12 protein-coding genes are annotated in these 21,972 nt (G+C 75.3%); all 12 read left to right on the top strand.

Going from position 1 to position 21,972, the window contains the following annotated elements:
* The first annotated feature begins 89 nt into the window (after positions 1–89).
* On the top strand, positions 90–2,006 hold the full coding sequence (locus tag FRANEAN1_RS19230; protein WP_083788286.1) for an AMP-dependent synthetase/ligase: 1,917 nt from the start codon (positions 90–92) through the stop codon (positions 2,004–2,006).
* Positions 2,007–2,104: 98 nt separating this feature from the next.
* A complete protein-coding gene (locus tag FRANEAN1_RS19225) occupies positions 2,105–3,340 on the top strand; it encodes an NAD(P)/FAD-dependent oxidoreductase (RefSeq protein WP_020461484.1) in 1,236 nt (411 codons plus the stop codon).
* A gap of 24 nt (positions 3,341–3,364) precedes the next feature.
* On the top strand, positions 3,365–4,645 hold the full coding sequence (locus FRANEAN1_RS19220; protein ID WP_020461483.1) for an acyl-CoA dehydrogenase family protein: 1,281 nt from the start codon (positions 3,365–3,367) through the stop codon (positions 4,643–4,645).
* Positions 4,642–5,232, top strand: coding sequence for a DUF4442 domain-containing protein (locus FRANEAN1_RS19215; RefSeq protein ID WP_020461482.1), 591 nt, complete (start codon positions 4,642–4,644; stop codon positions 5,230–5,232). The genes FRANEAN1_RS19220 and FRANEAN1_RS19215 overlap by 4 nt, the downstream gene beginning before the upstream one ends.
* 2 nt (positions 5,233–5,234) lie before the next feature.
* Positions 5,235–6,239: an alpha/beta fold hydrolase gene (locus FRANEAN1_RS19210; RefSeq protein ID WP_020461481.1), complete on the top strand. Its 1,005-nt coding sequence runs from the start codon at positions 5,235–5,237 to the stop codon at positions 6,237–6,239.
* Positions 6,236–6,892, top strand: a complete 657-nt coding sequence (locus FRANEAN1_RS19205) for an SGNH/GDSL hydrolase family protein (RefSeq protein WP_020461480.1) — start codon at positions 6,236–6,238, stop codon at positions 6,890–6,892. The genes FRANEAN1_RS19210 and FRANEAN1_RS19205 overlap by 4 nt, the downstream gene beginning before the upstream one ends.
* Before the next feature lie 189 nt (positions 6,893–7,081).
* Positions 7,082–14,098 (top strand): type I polyketide synthase, encoded by a 7,017-nt coding sequence (locus FRANEAN1_RS19200; protein ID WP_020461479.1) that lies wholly within the window; start codon positions 7,082–7,084, stop codon positions 14,096–14,098.
* On the top strand, positions 14,095–16,422 hold the full coding sequence (locus FRANEAN1_RS19195; RefSeq protein ID WP_020461478.1) for a beta-ketoacyl synthase: 2,328 nt from the start codon (positions 14,095–14,097) through the stop codon (positions 16,420–16,422). The genes FRANEAN1_RS19200 and FRANEAN1_RS19195 overlap by 4 nt, the downstream gene beginning before the upstream one ends.
* 92 nt (positions 16,423–16,514) lie before the next feature.
* Positions 16,515–18,068: a PfaD family polyunsaturated fatty acid/polyketide biosynthesis protein gene (locus FRANEAN1_RS19190; protein WP_157473440.1), complete on the top strand. Its 1,554-nt coding sequence runs from the start codon at positions 16,515–16,517 to the stop codon at positions 18,066–18,068.
* Positions 18,065–19,909: an acetyl-CoA carboxylase, carboxyltransferase subunit beta gene (gene accD, locus FRANEAN1_RS19185; RefSeq protein ID WP_020461476.1), complete on the top strand. Its 1,845-nt coding sequence runs from the start codon at positions 18,065–18,067 to the stop codon at positions 19,907–19,909. Before FRANEAN1_RS19190 ends, accD begins: the two co-directional genes overlap by 4 nt.
* Positions 19,906–20,529, top strand: a complete 624-nt coding sequence (locus tag FRANEAN1_RS19180) for an acetyl-CoA carboxylase biotin carboxyl carrier protein subunit (RefSeq protein WP_020461475.1) — start codon at positions 19,906–19,908, stop codon at positions 20,527–20,529. The genes accD and FRANEAN1_RS19180 overlap by 4 nt, the downstream gene beginning before the upstream one ends.
* Positions 20,526–21,872 (top strand): acetyl-CoA carboxylase biotin carboxylase subunit, encoded by a 1,347-nt coding sequence (locus FRANEAN1_RS19175; RefSeq protein ID WP_020461474.1) that lies wholly within the window; start codon positions 20,526–20,528, stop codon positions 21,870–21,872. Before FRANEAN1_RS19180 ends, FRANEAN1_RS19175 begins: the two co-directional genes overlap by 4 nt.
* Positions 21,873–21,972 lie beyond the last annotated feature (100 nt).

Below are 21,972 nucleotides of genomic sequence, written 5' to 3'. Positions count from 1 at the left end.
CTAGAAGCACATTGCCAGCCGACCGACGATGCATTGAGACTGGGTTCGGTAAATCCACCGAGAAATATCCGAACCCTCGTCACGAGTAGGTGGTCGGTGTGCAGCAGTACACCCTGGGAGCGGGCCGGGTCCTTCCTGACGACCGCGGTCTTTATTCCCTCGTCGACGACCGCGTCCGTACCGATCCGGACCGGGTGATCCTCAGCCGGCCCACCGGGACGGACTGGCACGACGTCACCTTCCGCGAGCTCGACGCCCACGTGCGCCGGGTCGCCGCGGTGCTCCTCGGCCACGGGGTGGGCGTGGGCGACCGCGTCGGCATCGTCGGCCGCACCAGCTACGAGTGGGTGGTCGCCGACCTCGCGGTCCTCGCCCTCGGCGCGATCACCGTGCCGATCTTCCCGACCGCCTCGCCGGCGCAGATCACCCACATCGTGACCGACTCCGGCATGGCGTGGTGCTTCGTCGAGACCCCGGAGCACCACAGCGCGGTCGCCACGGCCGGCGCCGGGACGCTGCTCGCGCTGCCCTGGCAGCTGGCCGACCTGAACGGCTGGCAGGCCCCCGCCGACGACGCGAGCCACGACGCGGGCCACGCGGCCGGCGGCGGTGACCTGGCCGCGGCGGACGAGTTCGCCGGGCGCCGGGACGCCGTCCGGGCGGACTCGCTCGCGACGATCGTCTACACCAGCGGGACGACCGGCATGCCCAAGGGCTGCATTCTCACCCACGGCAACCTGTTCGCCTCCAGCGCCAACACCGTCGAGCACACCGGCGAGCTGTTCCGGGTGTGGCGGCCCGCCGCGGGCACCGGAGCGGCCGAGGGGTCGGCGGGATCAGAGGCGTCGGTCGAGCAGGCGTCGACCCTGCTCTGCCTGCCGCTGGCACACGTCTTCGGCCGGACGATCCTCGTCGCCTGCATCTATGCCGGAACGCGGACCGGCCTGCTGGCGGCGGTCCCGGACATCCTGCCCGCGATGGCGACCTTCCGGCCGACCGTGCTCGCGCTCGTCCCCTACGCCCTGGAGAAGATCCGCAAGGGGCTGCGCGGCGTCGTCGACACCGACACCGAGCTCGCGGCGGTGGCCGCCGGGCTGGCCGGCGACCCGGCCGACGGCCCAGCCACCAGCCCGGCCGCCGAGCGGCGGCCCGCCCCGGCTGCGCTGGCCCGGATCAACGGCGTGTTCGGTGGCCGGCTGACCCACGTGATCAGCGGCGGCGCGTCGCTGGACGCCACCACGGCGGCCTTCTACCGCGGGGTCGGCGTGCGGATCCTGAACTGCTACGGCCTCACCGAGGCCGCGACGGCGGTGACCGTCAACCAACCCGGCACCAACCGCATCGGCACGGTCGGCCAGCCGATCCCCGGCACCACCGTGGCGATCTCCCCGGACGGCGAGGTGCTGGTCGCCGGCCCCAACGTCTCCCCCGGCTACTGGCGGGCCGGCCAGGCCCCGTGGATCGAGCCCGCCGGCACCCAGGCCGAGCCCGGCGCCGGCCCGTCCCGCTGGCTGCACACCGGCGACCTGGGCCACCTCGACGCCGACGGCTTCCTCGTCATCACCGGCCGCCGCAAGGAAATCCTGGTCACCAGCGGTGGCAAGAACGTCACGCCGACCCTGCTCGAGGACAGGATGCGGCTGCACCCGCTGGTCGCCGACTGCATGGTCGTCGGTGAGGCCCGCCCGTACGTCGCCGCCCTGGTGACGACCGACCAGGGTGCGCTCAACGCCCTGGCCGCGGCGCACGGCATCGACCTCGCCGCCTCCGGCTGGTGGGAGCACCCCGCCCTGCTCGACCGGGTGCAGGAGGCGGTCGACGACGCCAACGGCCTGGTCTCCCGGGCCGAGTCCATCCGCCGGTTCCGAATCCTCCCCACCCAGCTCACCATCGACGCCGGTCACCTGACGCCCTCGATGAAGCTGCGCCGCGCACCGATCGAGACGGCCTTCGCCACCGAGATCGAGCAGCTCTACTCCCCGGCCGCCGCCCCGGCACCGGCCTGACCCGACGCCGGCGGACGTCCCCGCAGGGAGACGCCGCCGCTCGCAGACATCCCAGCCCGCTGACATCTCCGCCGCATGACCGACGGGAGCACTCAAGGATGTACGACGTCATCGTGGTCGGCGCGCGCTGCGCCGGCTCACCGCTGGCCATGCTGCTCGCCCGCCAGGGCCACCGGGTCCTGGTCGTGGACAGGTCGACCTTCCCCAGCGACACCGTGTCCACCCACTACATGCACCAGACCGGCCTGGCCCGGTTGCGGGACTGGGGTCTGCTGGACCGCCTGGTCGCCACCGGCGTCCCGCCGATGCGCCACCTCACCTTCTCCTACACCGGCCTGCACCTCGAGGGCTTCGCCGACCCGATCGACGGGATCACGGAGGTCTACTCACCGCGTCGGATCATCCTCGACAAGCTGCTGGTGGACGCCGCCCGCGAGGCCGGCGCCGAGGTGATCGAGGGCTTCACGGTCAGCGACCTGCTCTTCGACGATGGCCGGGTCACCGGCATCCGCGGCCGGACCGGCGAGGGACCCGAGCAGGAGTTCCGCGCCGCGTTCGTGGTCGGGGCGGACGGGCGGACGTCCACCGTGGCCGACAAGGTCGGCGCGGACTTCTACCGGGTCGTGCCGGCGGCCGGCTTCATCTACTACTCGTACTTCGAGGGCCTCGACTGGACGTTCCAGCACCGGACCGGCTTCGGGGAGCAGCAGTTCGGCGCCTGGCCCACGCACGACGGCCGGCACCTGGTGTCGATCATCCGCCCCCGCTCGGCGTTCAGCGAGTTCCGCGCCGACGTCGAGGGCAGCTTCCAGGCCATCTTCGACGCGGTCGTCCCCGAGCTCGGCGAGGACCTGCGGACCCGCGGCCGCCGCGTCGAGGAGTTCCGTCCGATGCGCTACCCGGACAACTACTACCGGCGCTCGCACGGGCCCGGCTGGGCGCTGGTCGGCGACGCCGGCTACCACAAGGACCCGTTCACCGGCTGGGGTATCACCGACGCGTTCCTCCAGGCGCAGACGCTGGCGGACCGGCTGCATTCCGGCCTCGCCGGCGAGCGGACGCTGGACGACGCCGCCGCCGAGTACGTCAAGATCCGCGACGAGGAGAGCCACGGGACGTTCGAGCTGACCTGCACGCTCTCCCACCTCGTGCTGCCGCCGTTCCTGCACTCGGCCTTCGCCGCGACGGCGCAGAGCCCCCGCTACACGAAGAAGTTCTTCGGGTTGATCGCCGGTGGCGTTCCCGGCCACGACTTCTTCCACCCCGACAACCTCGCGGAGCTCTACGAGGAGGTCGGCATGCCCGCCGAGAAGCGCCTGCTGTCGGCCAGCTGATCCAGGACCGGGAGGCATCGGCTGATGAGCACCGCTGAGGTGGCCCCGCCCCACACGGGCAACGGCACGACACCGGACGGCACGGCGACGGGCGGCACGGCGACGGGCCTCGTCACGGGGGCCGCCGACGTCGGCGAGCTCGCGCGGCGCACCCTCGCGTTTGTGCGCGACGACGTGCTGCCGATCGAGCGCGAGCTGATCGTCGCGGGCCGGCACATGGACGACGACGTCCGCGTCGGCCTGCAGCGGGCGGCCCGCGCGGCGGGCGTCTTCGGGCCGCTGACGCCGGTCGCGCTCGGCGGGCTCGGCCTGGACAACGCCGGTCTCGCGGAGGTGCTCGAGGCCGCCGGGACGAGCCTCATCGGCCCGATCGCCGTGAACTGCGCGGCGCCCGACGACGGGAACATGCACCTGCTCGCCGACGTCGCGACGCCGAGCCAGGCCGAGCGCTATCTGCACCCACTGCTGCGCGGCGAGACCCGCTCGGCGATCGCGCTCACCGAGCCGGCGCCGGGCGCGGGCTCGGACCCGTCAATGGTCCGCACGACGGCGCGGCAGGTCGACGGCGGCTGGGTCATCGACGGGGCGAAGCACTTCATCACCGGGGCTGAGGGCGCCGCGTTCACGATCTGCATCGCCCGTACCGAGGGCGGCACCACCATGTTCCTGGTCGACCAGGACAACCCCGGCCTGGCCGTCGGACGGCGGATGCCCACCCTGGATCACAGTGCCCCGGGCGGGCACTGCGAGGTGACGTTCGCCGACTGTTTCGTCCCCGACGAGGCGGTACTCGGCGACGTCGGCGCCGGGCTGCGCTACGCCCAGGTGCGGCTGGCCCCGGCCCGGCTCGCGTTCTGCATGAGCTGGCTGGGGATCGCCGCCCGGGCACACGGCATGGCGGCCGAGTGGATCCAGCGCCGGAGCTCGTTCGGCCGGCCGATCTCCGAGCACGGCATGGCCCAGGCGCACGTCGCCGACAACGAGATCGACATCGCCGCCGCCCGCGCCCTGGTCCGCTCGGTGGCCCGGGTGCTCGACGAGCAGGGTGTGGCCAGCTCCGCCGCGCGGCACGGCGCCGCGATCGCCAAGACGTTCGTCGCCGAGGCGGTGTGGCGGGTCCTGGACCGGGTCGTGCAGCTCTACGGCGGCCTCGGGATCTGCGAGGACCACCTGGTGGCGCGCTTCCTCGTCGAGGCCCGCGGGTTCCGCATCTACGAGGGCTCGTCCGAGGTCCTGCGCACCTCCATCGCCAAGCGGGTGCTGCGGGCCCACCAGCCGGCCACCATCGGAGAGGAGACACGGTGACACCGACGTCCGCACCGACCGCGGCGACCAGTCCCGGCCAACCCAGTCCCGGCCAGCCCGGCGCGGCGGCGGGTGGGGAGAGCCGGCCCGGTCCGTTCGCCATCTTCGGCCCGGCCACCGCCGACCCGGGCGCGCCCGACCTCGAGCGCATCCGGGAGATCGCGAACGCGATCGTGCCGTTCCGGCGGTTCGTCGGCATCGACATCACCGAGATCGACGCGGAGCGCTCGGTGGTGGAGATCCCCGACCGGCCCGACCTCACCAACCAGCTCGGCACCGTGCACGCCGGCGCGCTGTTCCTGGCCGCCGACCTCGCCGGCGCCGCGGCGGTGGCCGGGGCGCTCGCGCCGCGGCTGAGCCGGTTCGAGTACCTCGTCGTCCGCGACGCCCGCTCGACGTTCCGCAAGCCGGCCAACGGGCGGGTGCGCGCGATCGGCCTGGTCGACGAGCGGGAGGCGCGCCGCGTCCTGGCCGGCACCGGGCCGGAGCGGTTCGACCTCGACGTCAGGGCGCTGCTCTACGACGACGCCGACGTGCTCGTCGCCCGGTTCCACTTCGACTACGCCTGCGCGATCGCCGGAGACTGACGATGCCGACCACCGAGTCGACGACCCCCGCCGACCCCACCGGAGCCGCACCGCCCACCGCCCCCGGCGGCGGCACCGATGCCGGTGCCGATGCCGGTGCCGCCCGTCCGAGCGCGGCCGCCGGCCCGGAGAAGGTACCGGTACCGGTCTCCAACGGGATCACGCTCATGGTCCGGGCGATGGCGCAGCCCGACCCGATGGCGCCCGTCGTGCTGCTGCTGCCGGCGATGGCCCTCAAGGCGAAGTTCTACCTGCCGATGGCCAGGGCGCTGTTCGCGGCGGGCCTGTCGGTGGCCACCCTCGACCAGCGCGGGTACGGCGAGAGCACGCCCGGCCTGCGCGAGCAGCCGAACTTCGGCTACCGCGAGCTGATCGAGGTCGACATGCCCGCGGCCGTCGGTGCCGTCCGGGCCCGCTTCCCCGGGGCCCCGCTGTACCTGTTCGGCCACAGCCTCGGCGGTCAGCTCGCCCTCTTCCACGCGGCGGCCGCGCCGGGCGAGATCGCCGGCGTCGTGACGATCGGCACCGGCACCCCGTACTGGAAGGCGTTCGGACGTCGCAACTGGTTCGAGGCGTTCTGGAAGATCCAGACCATCGGCCTGGTCTCCCGGGTGCGCGGGTACTGGCCCGGCGGAATGCTCATCGGCGGCGCGATGGCCGGTCAGGTGATGGTCGACTGGGCGCGCCAGTCCCGGACGAGCAGGTGCCGTCCCAGGGGCTCGACGCGGCGCCACGACGACGCGCTGCGCGCGCTGGACCGGCGGGTGCTGGCGATCTCGCTGGACGACGACCGGCTCGGTCCCAGCTCGAACGTGGACTTCCTCTGCTCGCGGATGCCCGCGGCGCGGCTGACCCGGTGGCACGTCGTGGAGTCCTCCGGGGTCGCCCACCGCGACCACTTCGCCTGGATCAAGGACAGCGCGGTCATCGGCCGGGCCGCGGCGAGCTGGATCACCAGCGGGCGACTGCCCGCCGAGCAGGCCGGCGGAGAGAGGAACGGGCGATGAGCAGGACACGGCTGACGGTCCTGGGTGACAGCTTCGCGGAGGGCCGCGGCGACCCGCGGCCCGGCGGCGGCTACGCCGGCTGGGTGCCCCGGTTCGCCGAGCTGTTCGGGATCCCGCACGGCGGCTACCGCAACCTCGGCACCCACCAGGCCACCACGCAGCACATCCTGGAGTACCAGGTGCCGGCCGCCCTGGTCACCAAGGCCACCGTGATCGGCGTCATCGGCGGGGTCAACGACCTGGTCAGCGACTACGAGCCGGCCCGGTTCCGACGCAACCTCGCCGCGGTCCTCGGCCGGCTCGCCGGCCCGGACACCGTGCTGTTCACCGCCACCTATCCCGACATCCCCGGGAACCTGGCCGTCCCGGCCTCGTTCCGGGCGCTGCTGCGCGACCGGTTCGCGCAGGCCAACGCATACCTGCAGGAGACGGCGGCCGCCACCGGCGCCGTGTGCCTGGACATCGCCGCGGCCACCGAGTGGCGCGGCCGGGCGCTGTGGGACCCGGACGGGCTGCACCCGAACCCGGCCGGGCACCGCCACTTCGCCGAGACCATGGCCGACCACCTCGACCGCCACACCGGCATGGCGCCGGTCGGCCGCGAGCCGGCGGGTGTCGGAGCCGGCGCGGGCGGCGGGCTGCTGTCCTACTGATCCACCGACCTGCCCCACCAACGCAACCGCCCCACGGGCCCGCCCCGCGCACCCAGCTCAGCACAGCACGTCCAGCGAGCACAGCACGTCCAGCGAGCACAGCGCGTCCAGCCAGCCCGGCCCGTGCGGCCGGTCCGGCTGGTCCGGCGCGCCCGAAACCAGCCGAACTTACGTTCCGAAAGGGTCATCGTGAGCGAGAGCGGACCGCCTCGGCGACTGGCCGACACTCCCATCGCCATAGTCGGAATGGCGGGCCTCTTCCCGCACGCCCACGACTTCCGGGAGTTCTGGCAGAACATCGTCGACGCCCGGGACTGCATCGAGGACATCCCGGCCAGTCGCTGGAACATCGACGACTACTACGACGCCGACCCGACCGTGCCGGACCGCACGTACTCCCGGCGCGGCGGGTTCGTGCCCGACGTCGCCTTCGACCCGCTGGAGTTCGGGCTGCCCCCGAACCAGCTCGAGGTCACCAGCACCCTGCAGACGCTGAGCCTCGTCGTCGCGCGCGACCTGCTGCTCGACGCCGGCGCCCACTCGGCACACTCCGCTGACAGGGCGGACTGGTACGACGCCGACTCGACCGGCGTCGTGCTCGGTGTGACCGGGCCCGTCCCGCTGATGCACCCGCTCGCCGCCCGGCTGACGACGCCGGTGCTGCGCGAGGTCGTGCGGGCCTGCGGGCTGACCGAGGACGACGCGCAGGCCATCGCCACCCGCTACGCCGAGGCGTTCGCGCCCTGGGAGGAGAACTCCTTCCCCGGTCTGCTGGCGAACGTCACCGCCGGGCGGATCGCGAACCGGCTCGGCCTCGGCGGAATGAACTCCACCGTCGACGCCGCCTGCGCGGCCTCGCTCTCCGCGGTGCGGATGGCGATCGCCGAGCTGGTCGATGGCCGCGCAGACATGATGATCGCCGGTGGGGCCGACACCGAGAACTCGATCTTCGGATACATGTGCTTCAGCAAGACCCAGGCGCTGTCGAAGTCCGACCGGATCCGCCCGTTCGACGAGGGCGCCGACGGCACGCTCATCGGCGAGGGCATCGGCATGCTCGCCCTGCGCCGCCTCGCCGACGCCGAGCGAGACGGCAACCGGATCTACGCGGTCATCCGCGGCATCGGCTCGGCCAGCGACGGGCGCTCGAAGAGCATCTACGCGCCGCGGGCCGAGGGCCAGGAGCGCGCGCTGCGCCGCGCCTACGCCGACGCCGACTGCTCACCCGCCTCGGTGGAGCTGTTCGAGGCGCACGCGACCGGCACCGCGGTCGGTGACCGCACCGAGCTGACCGCGCTGGACGCCGTCCTGCGCGAGGCCGCCGGGGACGAGGCCCGCTTCGCCGCGATCGGCAGTGTCAAGTCGCAGATCGGGCACACCAAGGGCGCGGCCGGCACCGCCAGCCTGATGAAGCTGGCGCTCAGCCTGTACCAGAAGACGCTGCCACCGACGATCAACGTCGAACGGCCCAGCGGCCCGCTCGCCGACGACAACACCCCGCTGTACGTCAACACGCACACCCGGCCGTGGGTCCGCGACCCGCGGCGCCCGGTGCGGCGCGCGGCGGCGTCCGCGATGGGCTTCGGCGGGACGAACTTCCATGTCGTGTTGGAGGAGCACCGGGCTGAGCGGCCCGCGACCGGCCTGCTGCACCGCACCGCCCGCGCCTGGCTGTGGCACGCGCCCGACCCGGCGGCGCTGCGCGCGGCCCTCGCCGCCGGCGAGCCGCCCGCCGACGGACTGATCTCCACCGACGGACTGATCCCCGCCGACCACGCCAGGGTCGGGTTCGTCACCCCGGCCGCCAACCCCGACGGCGGGGCCACCGACGGCGCGGACCTGCGCCGCATCGCGCTCGAGCAGCTGGCCGCGGCGCCCGATGCCGAACAGTGGACGCACCCGGCCGGCGTGTACTACCGCCGCCGGGCGCTGCCCGACCCGCGGGTGGGCGCGCTGTTCGCCGGTCAGGGCAGCCAGTACCTGGAGATGGGTCTGGACGCCGCCCTCGGCGTCCCGACCGTCGCGCAGGCGCTCGACGACGCGAACGCCGTGTTCGCCGACGACGACGCGCGGCTGGCCGCCGTGATGTACCCGCCGCCCGTCCTGGACCCGCAGGTTCGCCAGGAGCAGGAGTCACGGCTGCGGGCCACCCGGTACGCGCAGCCGGCGATCGGCGCGCTGTCCGCCGGGCAGTTCCGCTACCTGCGGGAGCTCGGCCTGGACTGCGCCGGCTACCTCGGCCACAGCTTCGGCGAGCTGACCGCCCTGTGGGCGGCCGGCGCCCTCGACGACACCGAGTTCTTCCGGCTGGCCCGGGCCCGCGGCGCCGCGATGGCGCCCCCGGACCCGGCCACCGGCGGGAACGCCGGCGACGGGAACGCCGCCGGCGGCGACCCGGGCACGATGGCCGCCGTCCAGGCGAGCCGGGAGCAGATCACCGAGATCCTCACCGACTTCCCCGACGTCGTCGTGTGCAACAACAACGCCCCTGACCAGGTGGTCGTCGGCGGGGGGACGCAGGCCGTGGAGGCGGTGGTCGAGGAGCTGGCCCGGCGCGGGATGACCGGCCGGCTGCTGCCCGTCTCGGCCGCGTTCCACACCCGCTACGTCGCCCACGCGGTCGAGCGGTTCGCCCAGGACCTGGCGCAGGCCCGCATCGGCGCCCCGGCCGCTCCGGTGTACGCGAACACGGCGGGCGCCGTCTACGGCCCCGACGCCGACGCGAACCGGGCCGTGCTCGCCGGCCAGCTGCTCGCCCCGGTCGACTTCGTCGCCGGGGTCACGGCGATGCGCGCCGCCGGGTGCAACATCTTCGTCGAGTTCGGCCCCAAACAGGTGCTGGCCCAGCTCACCCGGCGCATCCTCGACGACGCGCCGGTCACGGTCGTCTCCACCGACGGCGGCCCGCTGCGTGACGGCGACGTCGTACTCAAGCAGGCCGCGGTGCAGCTCGCCGTGCTGGGCCTGCCGCTGGCGGACATCAACCGCCACGCCGCGACGGCCGGCGCCGAGGGCGACGCCGGGCAGCCGCGGCGCGCGGCGATGACGGTCACGCTCACCGGCGCCGAGTACGTGCCGCAGTCCCGCCGGGCCCTGTACCAGGCGGGTCTGACCGACGGCTTCCAGGTCTCCGCGGTCGCGGCGGCCATGAACGGCGGGCCGGCGTCCGTGGCCACGCCGCCCGCCGCCCCGGCCGAGCCGGTTCCGGCCCCGCAGCCCGTACTCACCGCGGCTCCGCAGCCCGCACTCGCCGCGGCCGCGCCGGCGGCGGCCGAGCTGCCGGCGGTTCCCGCGGTGGCCGGGTCACCCGCGGCCGCCGGCCGGCCCGCAGGCTCCGCGCCGGTTCCGGCGACCGCGGCGCTCGGTGCGGGTCCGGCCGGCGCCGGGGTCAGTGAGGCCGTCGCCCTGCACCTCGACCTGCACGGGCGCTACCTGGACGGCCAGCTCCGGGTCACCGAGGAGCTGGTGGGCCTGCTGCGCGACGGCGCCCAGAACGGTGACCAGGCCGGCTGGGTGCCCGCCGCGGTCGAGCAGGTCCGGGACCAGAGCCTCGCGGCGGGTCGGGCACACGTCCACGCCAACGAGGTCCTCGCCGCGCTGGCCGGCCTCGAGCTCGCGGCAGGCGGGCATGCCCCGGCAGCGCCGGCCGCGGGTGCGCCCGCCCGGGTGGGGCTCGCCCCCCGTTCCACCAGCGCCGCCGGGCCGGCCGCCCTCGCACCGCCGCCCGCCGCGCCCACTGTGCCCGCCCCGGTGATCGCCGACGCGCCCGCGATGGTGCCCGTCGGAGCCGCCGACCTCGTCGCAGTGCCGGCGCAGCCGACGGGCAACGGCCACCACCCGCCCGTGCCCGGCGGCCACCCCGCCGGTTCACCCGCCACCGGCACTCCCGCCACTGGGGCACCCGCGGCGGCCGGCAGTGGGCCCGACGCGGACTCGGTGCGCACGGCCCTGCTCGATGTCGTCGCCGACCGCACCGGCTACCCCGCCGAAATGATCGACACCGGCATGGACCTCGAAGCCGACCTCGGCGTCGACTCCATCAAACGAGTCCAAATCCTCGGCGCCCTCCAGGAGCACTTCCCCACCCTCCCCAGCGCCGGCCCCGAAACCCTCGCCGAAATGCGCACCCTCAACCACATCACCGACTACGTCCTCACCTCGCTCGCCGCCGGCGCACCCCCAGCCGCATCGACGCCACCGAACGGCACGCTCAACGGCAGCCCCGCCGCAGCCCCCGGGGTCGACCCGGACACCGTCCGCACCGCGCTGCTCGGCGTCGTCGCCGACCGCACCGGCTACCCCGCCGAAATGATCGACACCGGCATGGACCTCGAAGCCGACCTCGGCGTCGACTCCATCAAACGAGTCCAAATCCTCGGCGCCCTCCAGGAGCACTTCCCCACCCTCCCCAGCGCCGGCCCCGAAACCCTCGCCGAAATGCGCACCCTCAACCACATCACCGACTACGTCCTCACCTCCCTGGGTCCGGTGAACCCGGCCCCGGACGGCGCCCCGAACGGCACCACCCCGAAAGGAGATCAGCCGAAAGGAGGTGAGCCGACCGGAACGGCCGGCCTGAACGGTCACCACGCCGCCGGCCACGGCGATGACGCCGTACTGCCCCACCGGCCGGTCGAGCTGGTGCCGGCGGCGCCGGTCGACATCCTGGACGCCACCCCGTTCGGCGCCGACCCGGTCGCCGTGCTCATCGACGCGACCGGCCACGACGCGCCGGCGCCTGAGCTGACGGCACTCGCCGACGGGCTGACCGCCCGCGGGTTCGCCGTCCGCACCGTGCGGCTGCCCGGCCACGGCGGGACGGCCGGCGAGAGCGGGACGGCCGGCGACGGCGCCGACCAGGCCGACCCGCTCGACGGGTGGGACGCGGCCGAGGTCGAGCAGGCCCTGGCCGGCGCGCTCGGTGGCGACGGTGCCGTCGACCTGTGCGCCCTGCTGATCGCCGCGAACGGCGGCGACGGCGCCTGGGCGGCGGGGATCCGGCGGCTCGCCGACACCGTCCTGGTCGCCAAGCACGCCGCCGGGCCGCTGTCGCGAGCCGCGGCGCGCGGCGGGCGGGCGGCGTTCTGCGCCGTCACCCGGCTGGACGGCGGCCTGGGACTGCGCGGCGACGTGCCAGCGGTGGAGCGCCTCGTCGGCGGTGCGGCCGGGGTGGTCAAGACGCTGCTGCGCGAGGAGCCGGCGCTGTTCTGCCGCGCGTTGGACCTCCACCCCGCCCACGCCCCGGCCGCGGTCGCGGAGCTGGTTCTCACCGAGCTGTGGGACGCGGCGACCGACCTGGCCGAGGTAGGCCTGGACGCGACGGGAGCGCGCTGGACCGTCCGGCCCGGGCCCTTCGGCGACCGGGCCGCACAGGACCACCGGGCCGCACAGGCCGAGGACCGGGAGGCCGGCACCGGCGCCGCCCTCCCGGTCCTCGGCCCCGACGACATCATCGTCGTGACCGGCGGGGCACGCGGGGTCACCGCGGACTGCGTGCGTGCCCTCGCGGCGCGGACCCGGGCCCGGTTCGTCCTGCTCGGCCGCACGGCGGCCGACAGCGACCCCGAGTGGGCGACCGGCGTCGCCGACGGCGGTCTGCTCGCCGCCGCCGCGGCGGCCCTGGCCGCGCAGGCCGGTCCTGGCGCGCCGCGCCCGACGCCCCGCCAGGCCGAGGCGGCCCGCCGCGACATCCTGGCCCGCAGGGAGATCCGGGACACCCTGGCCGCGCTCACCGCGGCCGGCTCCGACGCCGAGTACCTGGCCGTGGACATCGCCGACCGGGACGCGGTGCGCGCCGCGCTGGAGCCCTACCGGGGCCGCGCCGCCGCCCTGGTGCACGGCGCGGGCGCGCTGGCCGACAGCGCGCTGACCGCCAAGACGCCCGACGCGGTCCGCCGCGTGCTCACGCCCAAGCTGACCGGGCTGCGCAACGTCCTCGACGCGCTCGGCGACGGGCCGGGCTCGCCCCTGCGCCACCTGGTGCTGTTCGCCTCGGTGGCCGGGCTGATGGGCAACCCCGGCCAGGCCGACTACGCCGCGGCGAACGAGGCGCTGGGCCGCCTCGCCGCGGGTTGGAAGCACGCCGAGCGCGGCCGGCACGTCACCGCGATCGACTGGGGTGCCTGGGACGGCGGCATGGTCGACGCCGACCTGCGGGAGCTCTTCCGCTCCCGCGGCGTCGCCCTGATCGACCGGACGACGGGCGCCGAGGCGTTCGCCGAGCAGTTCGAGCCGGCCCGGGTGGACGACGTGTGCGTCCTGGTCGGCTCCGCCGAGGCGCTGACCGGTGGGTCGGACGTCCGCCCCGCCCCGGCGCTGGTCGCCCGCCGCGAGCTGCGCGAGATCGCCGAGCACCCGGTCATCCGGGACCACCAGGTAGGCGGCTTCCCCGTCCTGCCGGCGACGTTCGGGCTCGGCTGGCTGGTCAACGTGGTCGAGCGGGCCCACCCGGGGCTGACGGTGGTCGAGGCCCGCGGGTTCGACGTCCACAAGGGCGTCGTGTTCGACGGGACGGGCGAGCTGGCGTTCCAGGTGCACACCGCGGCGGCCGAGCGCGAGGGCGCCGGCACGAGTGGACGGGTCGTCGTGAAGGCGAGCGTGCGCAGCCCCGGCGCGTTGCCGGCCGGGCTGTCGCGCTACGCCGCCACGCTGGTGCTCGCCGCCGCCCCGCCGGCTCCCGCCGAGGTCGAGGACTGGCCCCGGCTCGAAGCCGAGTGGACGGCGCCCGGCCCCGAGGACGGCCTGGAGATCTACACCGGCGCGACGCTGTTCCACGGCCCGCTGCTGCAGGGCATCCGACGGATCGTGGCGCGCGGCGACGACCGGCTGGTCGTCGAATGCCGCCTGGACGGCGCGGAGGTGGGCCGGGGCGCGTTCGCCGGCGCCCTGCACGACCCGGTGCTGGCCGACCTGCTGCTGCACGGCCCGTCCGTGCTCGGCCGGTGGCTGACCGGCCAGGCGTGCCTGCCGCTGGCCGTCGGCCGGATCGACTACCGCGCGCCGCTGCCCGCCGGCGAGCCGTTCGCCGTGGTGATCGACGGCGCGGCGGTGCGCGACACCGGGGTCACCAGCCGGGTGACCGCGGTCGGGCGCGACGGGCGGATCCTCGTCCGCCTGCACGACGTGGCGATGGTCGGGACGCCCGACATGGCCGCGAAGTTCGCCGAGGGCACCGCGAGCTGGCACAAGAAGGAGGTGTCCGCATGACAGTCGAGATGACCGGACCGGCACTCGTGACACCGTTCGTCGTGGAGGACGACGAGCTGTCGTTCGACGGGGAGCCCTTCGACAGCCTGCGACTGACCGCCACGGGGCCGACAGCCGCGGCGCCGCCCACGCCAGCACCCCCCACGGCCCCGCAACCCGCCGCGGCGGCGGCCGGCCCCGCACCGCGGATCGCGGATGTCGTCCGCGAGGTGCGCGCGGTCGTGGTGGCCGCCCACGAGTCGGCGCTGAACGCGCAGCTCGCGCTCACCCGGCTCACTCTCGCGGGTCCCGGCCGGCCATTGGCAGCCGGCTCGCAGGCGCTCGTCCTTCCGCCGGCCGCCGCGGCCTCGGGCGTTCCCGCCCCGGCCGTGCTCACCGCCGGGGTACCCGCCGCGCCGGCCGGGCTCACGGCACCGGCCGGTCCCGCTGTGGCGGCCGGGCGGGTTGCTCCGGACGTCGCGCCGACGGATCCGGTCGCGACGGAGGCGGCGTTCAAGCCGCTCGCCCGCTCCGGGCGCCGGGAGCTCACCGACGCCGACCTGGCCGCGCTGGTCCGCGGCGAGGTGGCCGGCGTCTTCGGCCCGGCCTACGACCAGGAGGGCGTCAACCCGGACGTTCGGCTCACCGACCCCGGCGAGGCGACCCTGCTCACCTGGGTGGCGGACCTGCGGCTGCGCGGCGGGAGCCGCACCGCGGGCTCGCTGCACGCCGGGCTGCGTGCGCTGCCCGGCACGGCCGCGCCCGGCTCGTTCGCCGGAGCGGCCGGGTCCGGTTCGCTGGCCGACGCGCTCCAGGCGGCGGCCGCGCAGGCCGCCAAGGTGTTCGCCCTCTACGCCGGCCTGCACCTGTGCCTTGCGGACGCCCGGTTCGTCGCCGGCCCGCCGGCCGAGGACGCCGACGGCGGCCCGCGCACCGGCGCGCGGCCGCCCGCCCCGACAGTGGCCCTCACCGCCGACGGCGGGGGCTGGGACGGCACCGGCGGCGAGCTCGTCCTCGACGTCACCGCCATCGACCTGATCCCGCGGCCCTGGCTCGCCGTGCGCGCGCTGGTCCACGCGGGCGGCCGGCTGGTCGCCGAGGTCCGCGACGTCGCGGTCACCGTGCGGGAGCGGCCGGGCGCGCCGGTCGGCGCCGACCATGGCGGGGCCGTCACCGCGTTCCTGGGCCGGCGCACCGCGGCCGGCGAGCGGGCGCTGCTCAGCGAGTTCCACATGGCCCACTGCGCACGCGGCGACCAGGGCGTCGGCCTCGGGCCCGAGTTCGCCGCCTACCGGGGGCGGCGTGCGACCCGGCTGCCCGGCGGCGGCCTGCGCCTCGTCGACCGGGTGATGGCGATGGACTCGCGGCGCGGTGACCTGCGCGGCGGGGCGACGCACGTCACCGAGTACGACGCGGCGGCCGACTGCTGGTACTTCACCGAGACGGCGAACGCGTCCATGCCGAACTGCGTCTACATGGAGACCAGCCTGCAGGCCGCGCTGATGCTGGGCTACTACCTCGGCGCCACGCTGGCCCAGCCGGCGGAGGACTACAGCCTGCGCAACCTCGGCGGCAGCGCGACCGTGCTGCGGGAGGTCGACCTGCGCGACGCCACGATCCGCCAGCACTCGACGCTGCTGTCGACCAACCCGATGCCCGGCACGGCGCTGCAGGACTTCTCCTACGAGCTCGCCGTCGACGGCGAGCCGTTCTACACCGGCGAGTCGATGTTCGGGTACTTCAACGCCCCGGCGCTGGCCCGCCAGACCGGCCTGGACGGCGGCCGCCTCGAGCCGACCTGGCTGGACGCGCTCGACGAACGGGAGCGCCCGCCGGTCCGGATGATCGACGTGGCCGCCCGCCGTGCCGACCCGGCCGCACCGCTGTGCGCCCGCGGCCACCTGGCGCTGCTCGACGACGTCGAGGTGGTGGACGGCGGCGGCCGGTTCGGGCAGGGCTACCTGCGCGCCGTGCGGCCGATCGACCCGGCGGACTGGTTCTTCGCCCGGCACTTCTACCTCGACCCGGTCATCCCCGGCTCGCTCGGGGTGGAGGCGGTCATCCAGGCCATGCAGGAGTGGGTCATCGACGCCGGCCATCTCGCCGGCCTCGCCCGGCCCGGGTTCGTGCTGCCCGTGGGCGTGCCCCTGCAGTGGAAGTACCGCGGCCAGCTCCTGCCCTCCGACGGGACGTTCACCCTGGAGGTCCACATCAAGGACGTCAGCCACCGGCCCGGCCGGGTCCGCGTCACCGCCGACGCGAGCCTGTGGAAGCCGACGATGCGCATCTACGAGCTGATCGACGTGGCCGTGGAGCTGCGTGACGAGGGCGCGCCGTCGTGGTGACCCCGGTCGCGCCCGCCCCCCGCCCCGCGGCGGCTCAGCCGGCCACGGCCCACCCCGGCGCGGCCGGGGCACTCGCCCGGCGGCCGGCCGACATCCACCGGGTGCTCGCCGATCTGGAGCGGCCCTGCTACGTCGTGCAGGACGCGGCGGGGCTCGGCGTCACCGGCGACGAGCGGGTCGCCGCGGCGGCCGGGCGGGTCCTGGCCGCGGTCGGCCCGCTGCCGCCGGAGCGCCTCGGCGCCCCGGCGTTCCGCCGCGACCACCAGGTCGCCCAGGCGTACATGGCCGGGTCGATGGCTAACGGCATCGCGTCGGCCGACCTGGTCGTCGCGCTGGCCCGGGCGGGCTTCCTGGCCTCGTTCGGCGCGGCCGGCGTCGTCGCCGCCCGGGTCGACGACGCGCTGGCCGACATCCGCCGGCGGGCACCGGGCCTGGCGTTCGGCTGCAACCTGATCCACAGCCCGACCGAGGCGGCGATGGAGCGCGACGTCGTCGACGCCTGCCTGCGCCACCAGGTGCGCTGCGTCGAGGCGTCGGCGTTCCTGGACCTCACCCCGCAGGTGGTGCGCTACCGGGTCGCCGGGCTGCGCCGCGGCCCCGACGGCCGGGCCGTCGCCGACAACCGCGTCGTCGCCAAGGTGTCGCGCACCGAGGTCGCCGAGCTGTTCCTGCGGCCCGCGCCGGCCGCGCTGGTCCGTCCGCTGGTGGAGCAGGGGCTGGTCAGCGCCGAGCAGGCGGAGCTGGCGGCGACGGTGGCGATGGCCGACGACGTCACCGCCGAGGCCGACTCCGGCGGGCACACCGACCGCCGGCCGCTGCCCGTCCTGCTGCCCGAGCTGCTCGCGCTGCGCGACAGCCTGCGCGGCGAGTCCGGAGGGCGCACCGTGCGGATCGGGGCGGCCGGCGGGCTCGGCACCCCGCGCGCCGTCGCCGCCGCGTTCACGCTCGGCGCGGACTACGTGGTGACCGGCTCGGTCAACCAGGCCTCCGTCGAGGCGGCGCAGTCGCCGGCCACCAAGACGCTGCTGGCCCAGGCGGGCGTCACCGACTGCGTCCAGGCGCCGTCGGCGGACATGTTCGAGATCGGCGCGGACGTCCAGGTGCTCGGCCGGGGCACCATGTTCGCGTCGAAGGCGCGCCGGCTCTACGAGCTGTACCGCCGCTTCGACGGGCTCGACGAGATCCCGGCCGACGAACGCGCGGGCCTGGAGCAGCGGATCTTCCGCCGCTCGCTGGACGAGGTCTGGGCCGACACCGTCTCCTACTTCAGCACCCGCGACCCCGAGCAGATCGAACGCGCCCAGGAGAACCCGAAGCGGCGGATGGCGCTGGTCTTCCGCTGGTATCTCGGGCTGTCGTCGGGCTGGAGCATCGCCGGTGCCCCGGACCGGGTCGCCGACTACCAGGTCTGGTGCGGCCCGGCGATGGGCGCCTTCAACACCTGGGTGCGCGCCAGCGCGCTCGAGCCGCTGGCGAACCGGCACGCCGCCGTGATCGCCGCCGAGCTGATGCGCGGCGCCGCGTTCACCAGCCGGGCCGCCGCGCTGGCCCAGGCCGGCGTCCGGCTGCCGGCGCTCGCCACGACCTACGTGCCGCGGCCGCACCTGCCGCGGCCAGATTCCGATCCGGGAGAGCAGGCACCATGACAGCATCGGCAACCCGGCAACGGCCCGAGGCGGATCTCGGGACGGCGGAATGGCTCGTCTGCGACGGCTGCCGCCGGATGATCTACGGCCGGCGGTTCGCCCGCGGCGGGCACGTCTGCCCCGAATGCGGCTGGCACGCCCGGCTGACCGCGACGCAGCGGATCGCGCTGCTGCTCGACGAGGGCTCCGTCGAGGTGGTCGACACCCCGGTCACCGCGGCCGACCCGCTGCAGTTCGTCGACACCCGCCCGTACGCCGACCGGTTGCGCTCGGCGCGGACGTCCACGGGCCTGACCGAGGCGGTCGTGGTGGCCCGCGGACGGATCGAGGGCTGCCCGGTCGTCACCGCGGTGATGGACTTCCGCTTCCTCGGTGGCAGCCTCGGCGCCGCCGTCGGCGAGGCGATCACCGGGGCGTGCGAGATCGCCCTGCGCGAGCGCACCCCACTGCTGCTGGTGACCGCCTCCGGCGGCGCGCGGATGCAGGAGGGCGCGCTGTCGCTGATGCAGATGGCGAAGACGGCCCAGGCGATCGGCCAACTCGACGAGGCCGGCATCCTCACCGTCTCCCTCATCACGGACCCGACGTTCGGCGGGGTCGCGGCCTCGTTCGCGACGCTGACCGACGTCATCGTCGCCGAGCCCGGGGCACGGCTCGGCTTCGCCGGGGCGCGGGTGATCGAGCAGACCATCCGGCAGACGCTGCCACCCGGCTTCCAGACCGCGGAGTTCCTGCTGGAGCATGGCGTCGTCGACCTGATCAGCCCGCGGGGGCAGCTACGCCCGACGCTGGCCCGCCTGCTCGGCGTCGCCACCCGCCGCCCCGGCACCGCGCCGGTCACGCCCGGCGACGGGCACAGCGCTGGCGACGGGCGCGGTGCCGGCGACAGCCGCGGCGCAAGCCACGGCGGTGACGGTGTGGTGCGGGATCCGGCGCGGCTGGCGGACCGCCATCCGTGGGAGGCCGTGCGGCTCGCCCGCAGGCTGGGCCGGCCCAGCACGCTGGACTACATCGGCGCGCTGGTCGAGGACTGGACCGAGCTGCACGGCGACCGGGCCGCCACCGACTGCCCGGCGATGGTCGCCGGGCTCGGCCGCCTCGACGGGACGCCCGTCGTCGTCATCGGCACGCAGAAGGGCCACACCGCCACCGAGCTCGCCGCCCGCTCCTACGGCATGCCCTCGCCCGGCGGCTACCGCAAGGCCGCGCGGGTGATGCGGCTGGCCGCCAAGCTGGGCCTGCCGGTGATCACCCTCATCGACACCGCCGGCGCGCACCCCGGCCTCGAGGCCGAGCAGAACGGGCAGGCCGTCGCCATCGCCGAGAACCTGCGGCTGATGGCCGGACTGCCCGTGCCCGTCGTCGCCGTCGTGACCGGCGAGGGCGGCAGCGGCGGGGCACTGGCCCTGGCCGTCGCCAACCGGGTGCTGATGTGCGCGAACGCGATCTACTCGGTGATCAGTCCCGAGGGCTGCGCCGCCATCCTGTGGAAGGACCCGGCGGCCGGGCCGGACGCGGCCGCGGCGCTGCGGGTCGACGCCCGCGCGCTGCTGGCCGCCGGCATCGTCGACGGTGTCGTCCCCGAGCCCGACGGCGGCGCGGACGTCGATCCGCTGGCCGCCACCGACGCGCTGCGGGCCGCTCTCACCGGCGCGCTCGCCGAGCTGGCGCCGCTGGACCCACCGACGCTGGTGACGGCCCGACGGGCCCGGTTCCGCCGTTTCGGTACCCCGGCCCCGGCGGGCGGGGCCGCCCCGGCTCCCGTCGTCCCGGCGGCACGTCCACCACTCGGCGCGGGCCGGACCCATGCCGATCTCGACGATGCGAGGCGCGCGTCATGACCACGTCCACGGCCAACGGCCGGTCCACGACGACGGCGAACGGGCACGGTGACATCGGCACGGTGCTGGCGGTGCTGCGCCAGGAGGCGCTGGAGGTCGGCGCGCGCGGCGCGCGGCCGGTCAGCCGGGTGCGGGTGACCGTCGGCGACGTCTCCCTGGAGGTCGACTGGGCCGGGCCGGGCGGGGCCACCGGCTCCGACGGTCCCGGTCAACACAGCACGCCCCCGCAGGCCAACGGCTCCGGCGGTCTCGGCTCAGTCAGCGCCGCGCCCAGCGACACCAACGGTTCCACCGCGTCGGGCGCTGACGCCGGTGTTGGTGCCGCGGCACCGGCCGGTCCGGCGGACGACGACGCACTCGCGTTCGTCATCCCGGCACACACCGTCGGCGTTTTCTACCACGCGCCCGAGCCGGGCGCGGACCCGTTCGTCCGCCCCGGGGACACCGTCGTCGCTGGCCAGCAGGTCGGGATCATCGAGGCGATGAAGCTGATGATCCCGGTCGAGGCGGAGCGCGGTGGGCGGGTCCGGGAGATCCTGGTCGCCGACACCACCCCGGTGGAGTACGGCGAACCGCTGCTCACCCTTGACGTCGCCACGTCCACCGGCGGGGCCTCGTGATCAAGAAGGTCCTGATCGCGAACCGCGGGGAGATCGCGCTGCGGGTCGCGCGCACCTGCCGCGAGCTGGGCATCGCCACCGTGGCCGCCCACTCGTCGGCGGACCGGGACTCCGCCGTCGTCTCCTTCGCCGACGAGTCCGTCCAGATCGGCCCGGGGCCGTCCCGGGACAGCTACCTCAACATCCCGGCGGTCGTCGAGGCCGCCCGTATCCGCGGCGCCGACGCCGTCCACCCCGGGTACGGGTTCCTCTCCGAGAATCCCGACTTCGCCGAGATCTGCGCGGCCGAGGGCCTGACGTTCATCGGCCCGCCGGCCGAGGTGATGGCCCGCCTCGGTGACAAGGCTGTCGCCCGTCGGATCATGTCCGAGGCCGGGCTGCCCCTGCTGCCCGGCAGCCGGGACACTCCCGACCACCCCGAACAGGCCGCGCAGGTGGCGGCCGAGATCGGCTACCCGGTCATCATCAAGGCGGCGGCCGGCGGCGGCGGGCGCGGGATGAGCGTCGTGCACGATCCGGACGGCTTCGAGCGCGCCTACCGGCACACCCGCTCCACCGCCCAGGCGGTGTTCGGGGACGGCCGCCTGTACGTCGAGCGTTACCTGGCCTCGGCACGGCACGTCGAGGTCCAGGTGCTCGCCGATGCGCACGGCGCGGCCGTCCACCTGGGCGCCCGGGACTGCTCGCTGCAGCGCCGGCACCAGAAGCTGGTCGAGGAGACTCCGGCGCCGGCCCTGCCAGCCGAGATCGTCGAGCCGCTGTGTGCGGCCGCCGTCCGCGGCACCCTGGCCAGCGGGTATGTCGGCGCGGGCACCTTCGAGTTCCTCGTCGACGGCGAGGGCCGGTTCTACTTCATGGAGGTCAACTGCCGGCTGCAGGTGGAGCACCCGGTCACCGAGATGGTCACCGGGCTCGACCTGGTCGCCGAGCAGATCCGGATCGCCGCGGGCGAGCCGCTGGGCTACGGCCAGGACGACGTCGACCCGCGCGGGGTGTCGATCGAGTGCCGGATCAACGCCGAGGACCCGCGTCGTGACTTCGCCCCCGCGCCGGGTTCGCTCACCGAGTTCACCGTCCCGGCCGGCCCGTTCGTCCGCGTCGACACGCACGCCGCCCCCGGGTACCGCATCCCGGCCTACTACGACTCACTGGTCGCGAAAGTGGTTGTCTGGGCCCCGGACCGCCCCCGGGCCCTGGCCCGGATGCGCCGCGCCCTCGACGAGCTGCACGCCGACGGGCCCGGCGTCGTCACCACCGCCGGCTTCCTGCGCGAACTGCTCGACCACCCCCGGTTCATCGCCGCCGAACACGACACCGTCCTGATCGAGTCCATGACCCACTAAGCCTTTGCCGACCTGGCTGACCGCGGGTGGGGGCGAGGCAGGGGCTGGGTGCGGAACGAGGTGAAGCTCCTGGTAGATCGGTTGTCGACCAAGAGCAACC

The organism is Parafrankia sp. EAN1pec, assembly GCF_000018005.1.
Taxonomy (GTDB): domain Bacteria; phylum Actinomycetota; class Actinomycetes; order Frankiales; family Frankiaceae; genus Parafrankia; species Parafrankia soli.
The sequence above is the reverse complement of the archived record's forward strand: the minus strand, read 5'-3'. Positions and strand labels throughout refer to the sequence as shown.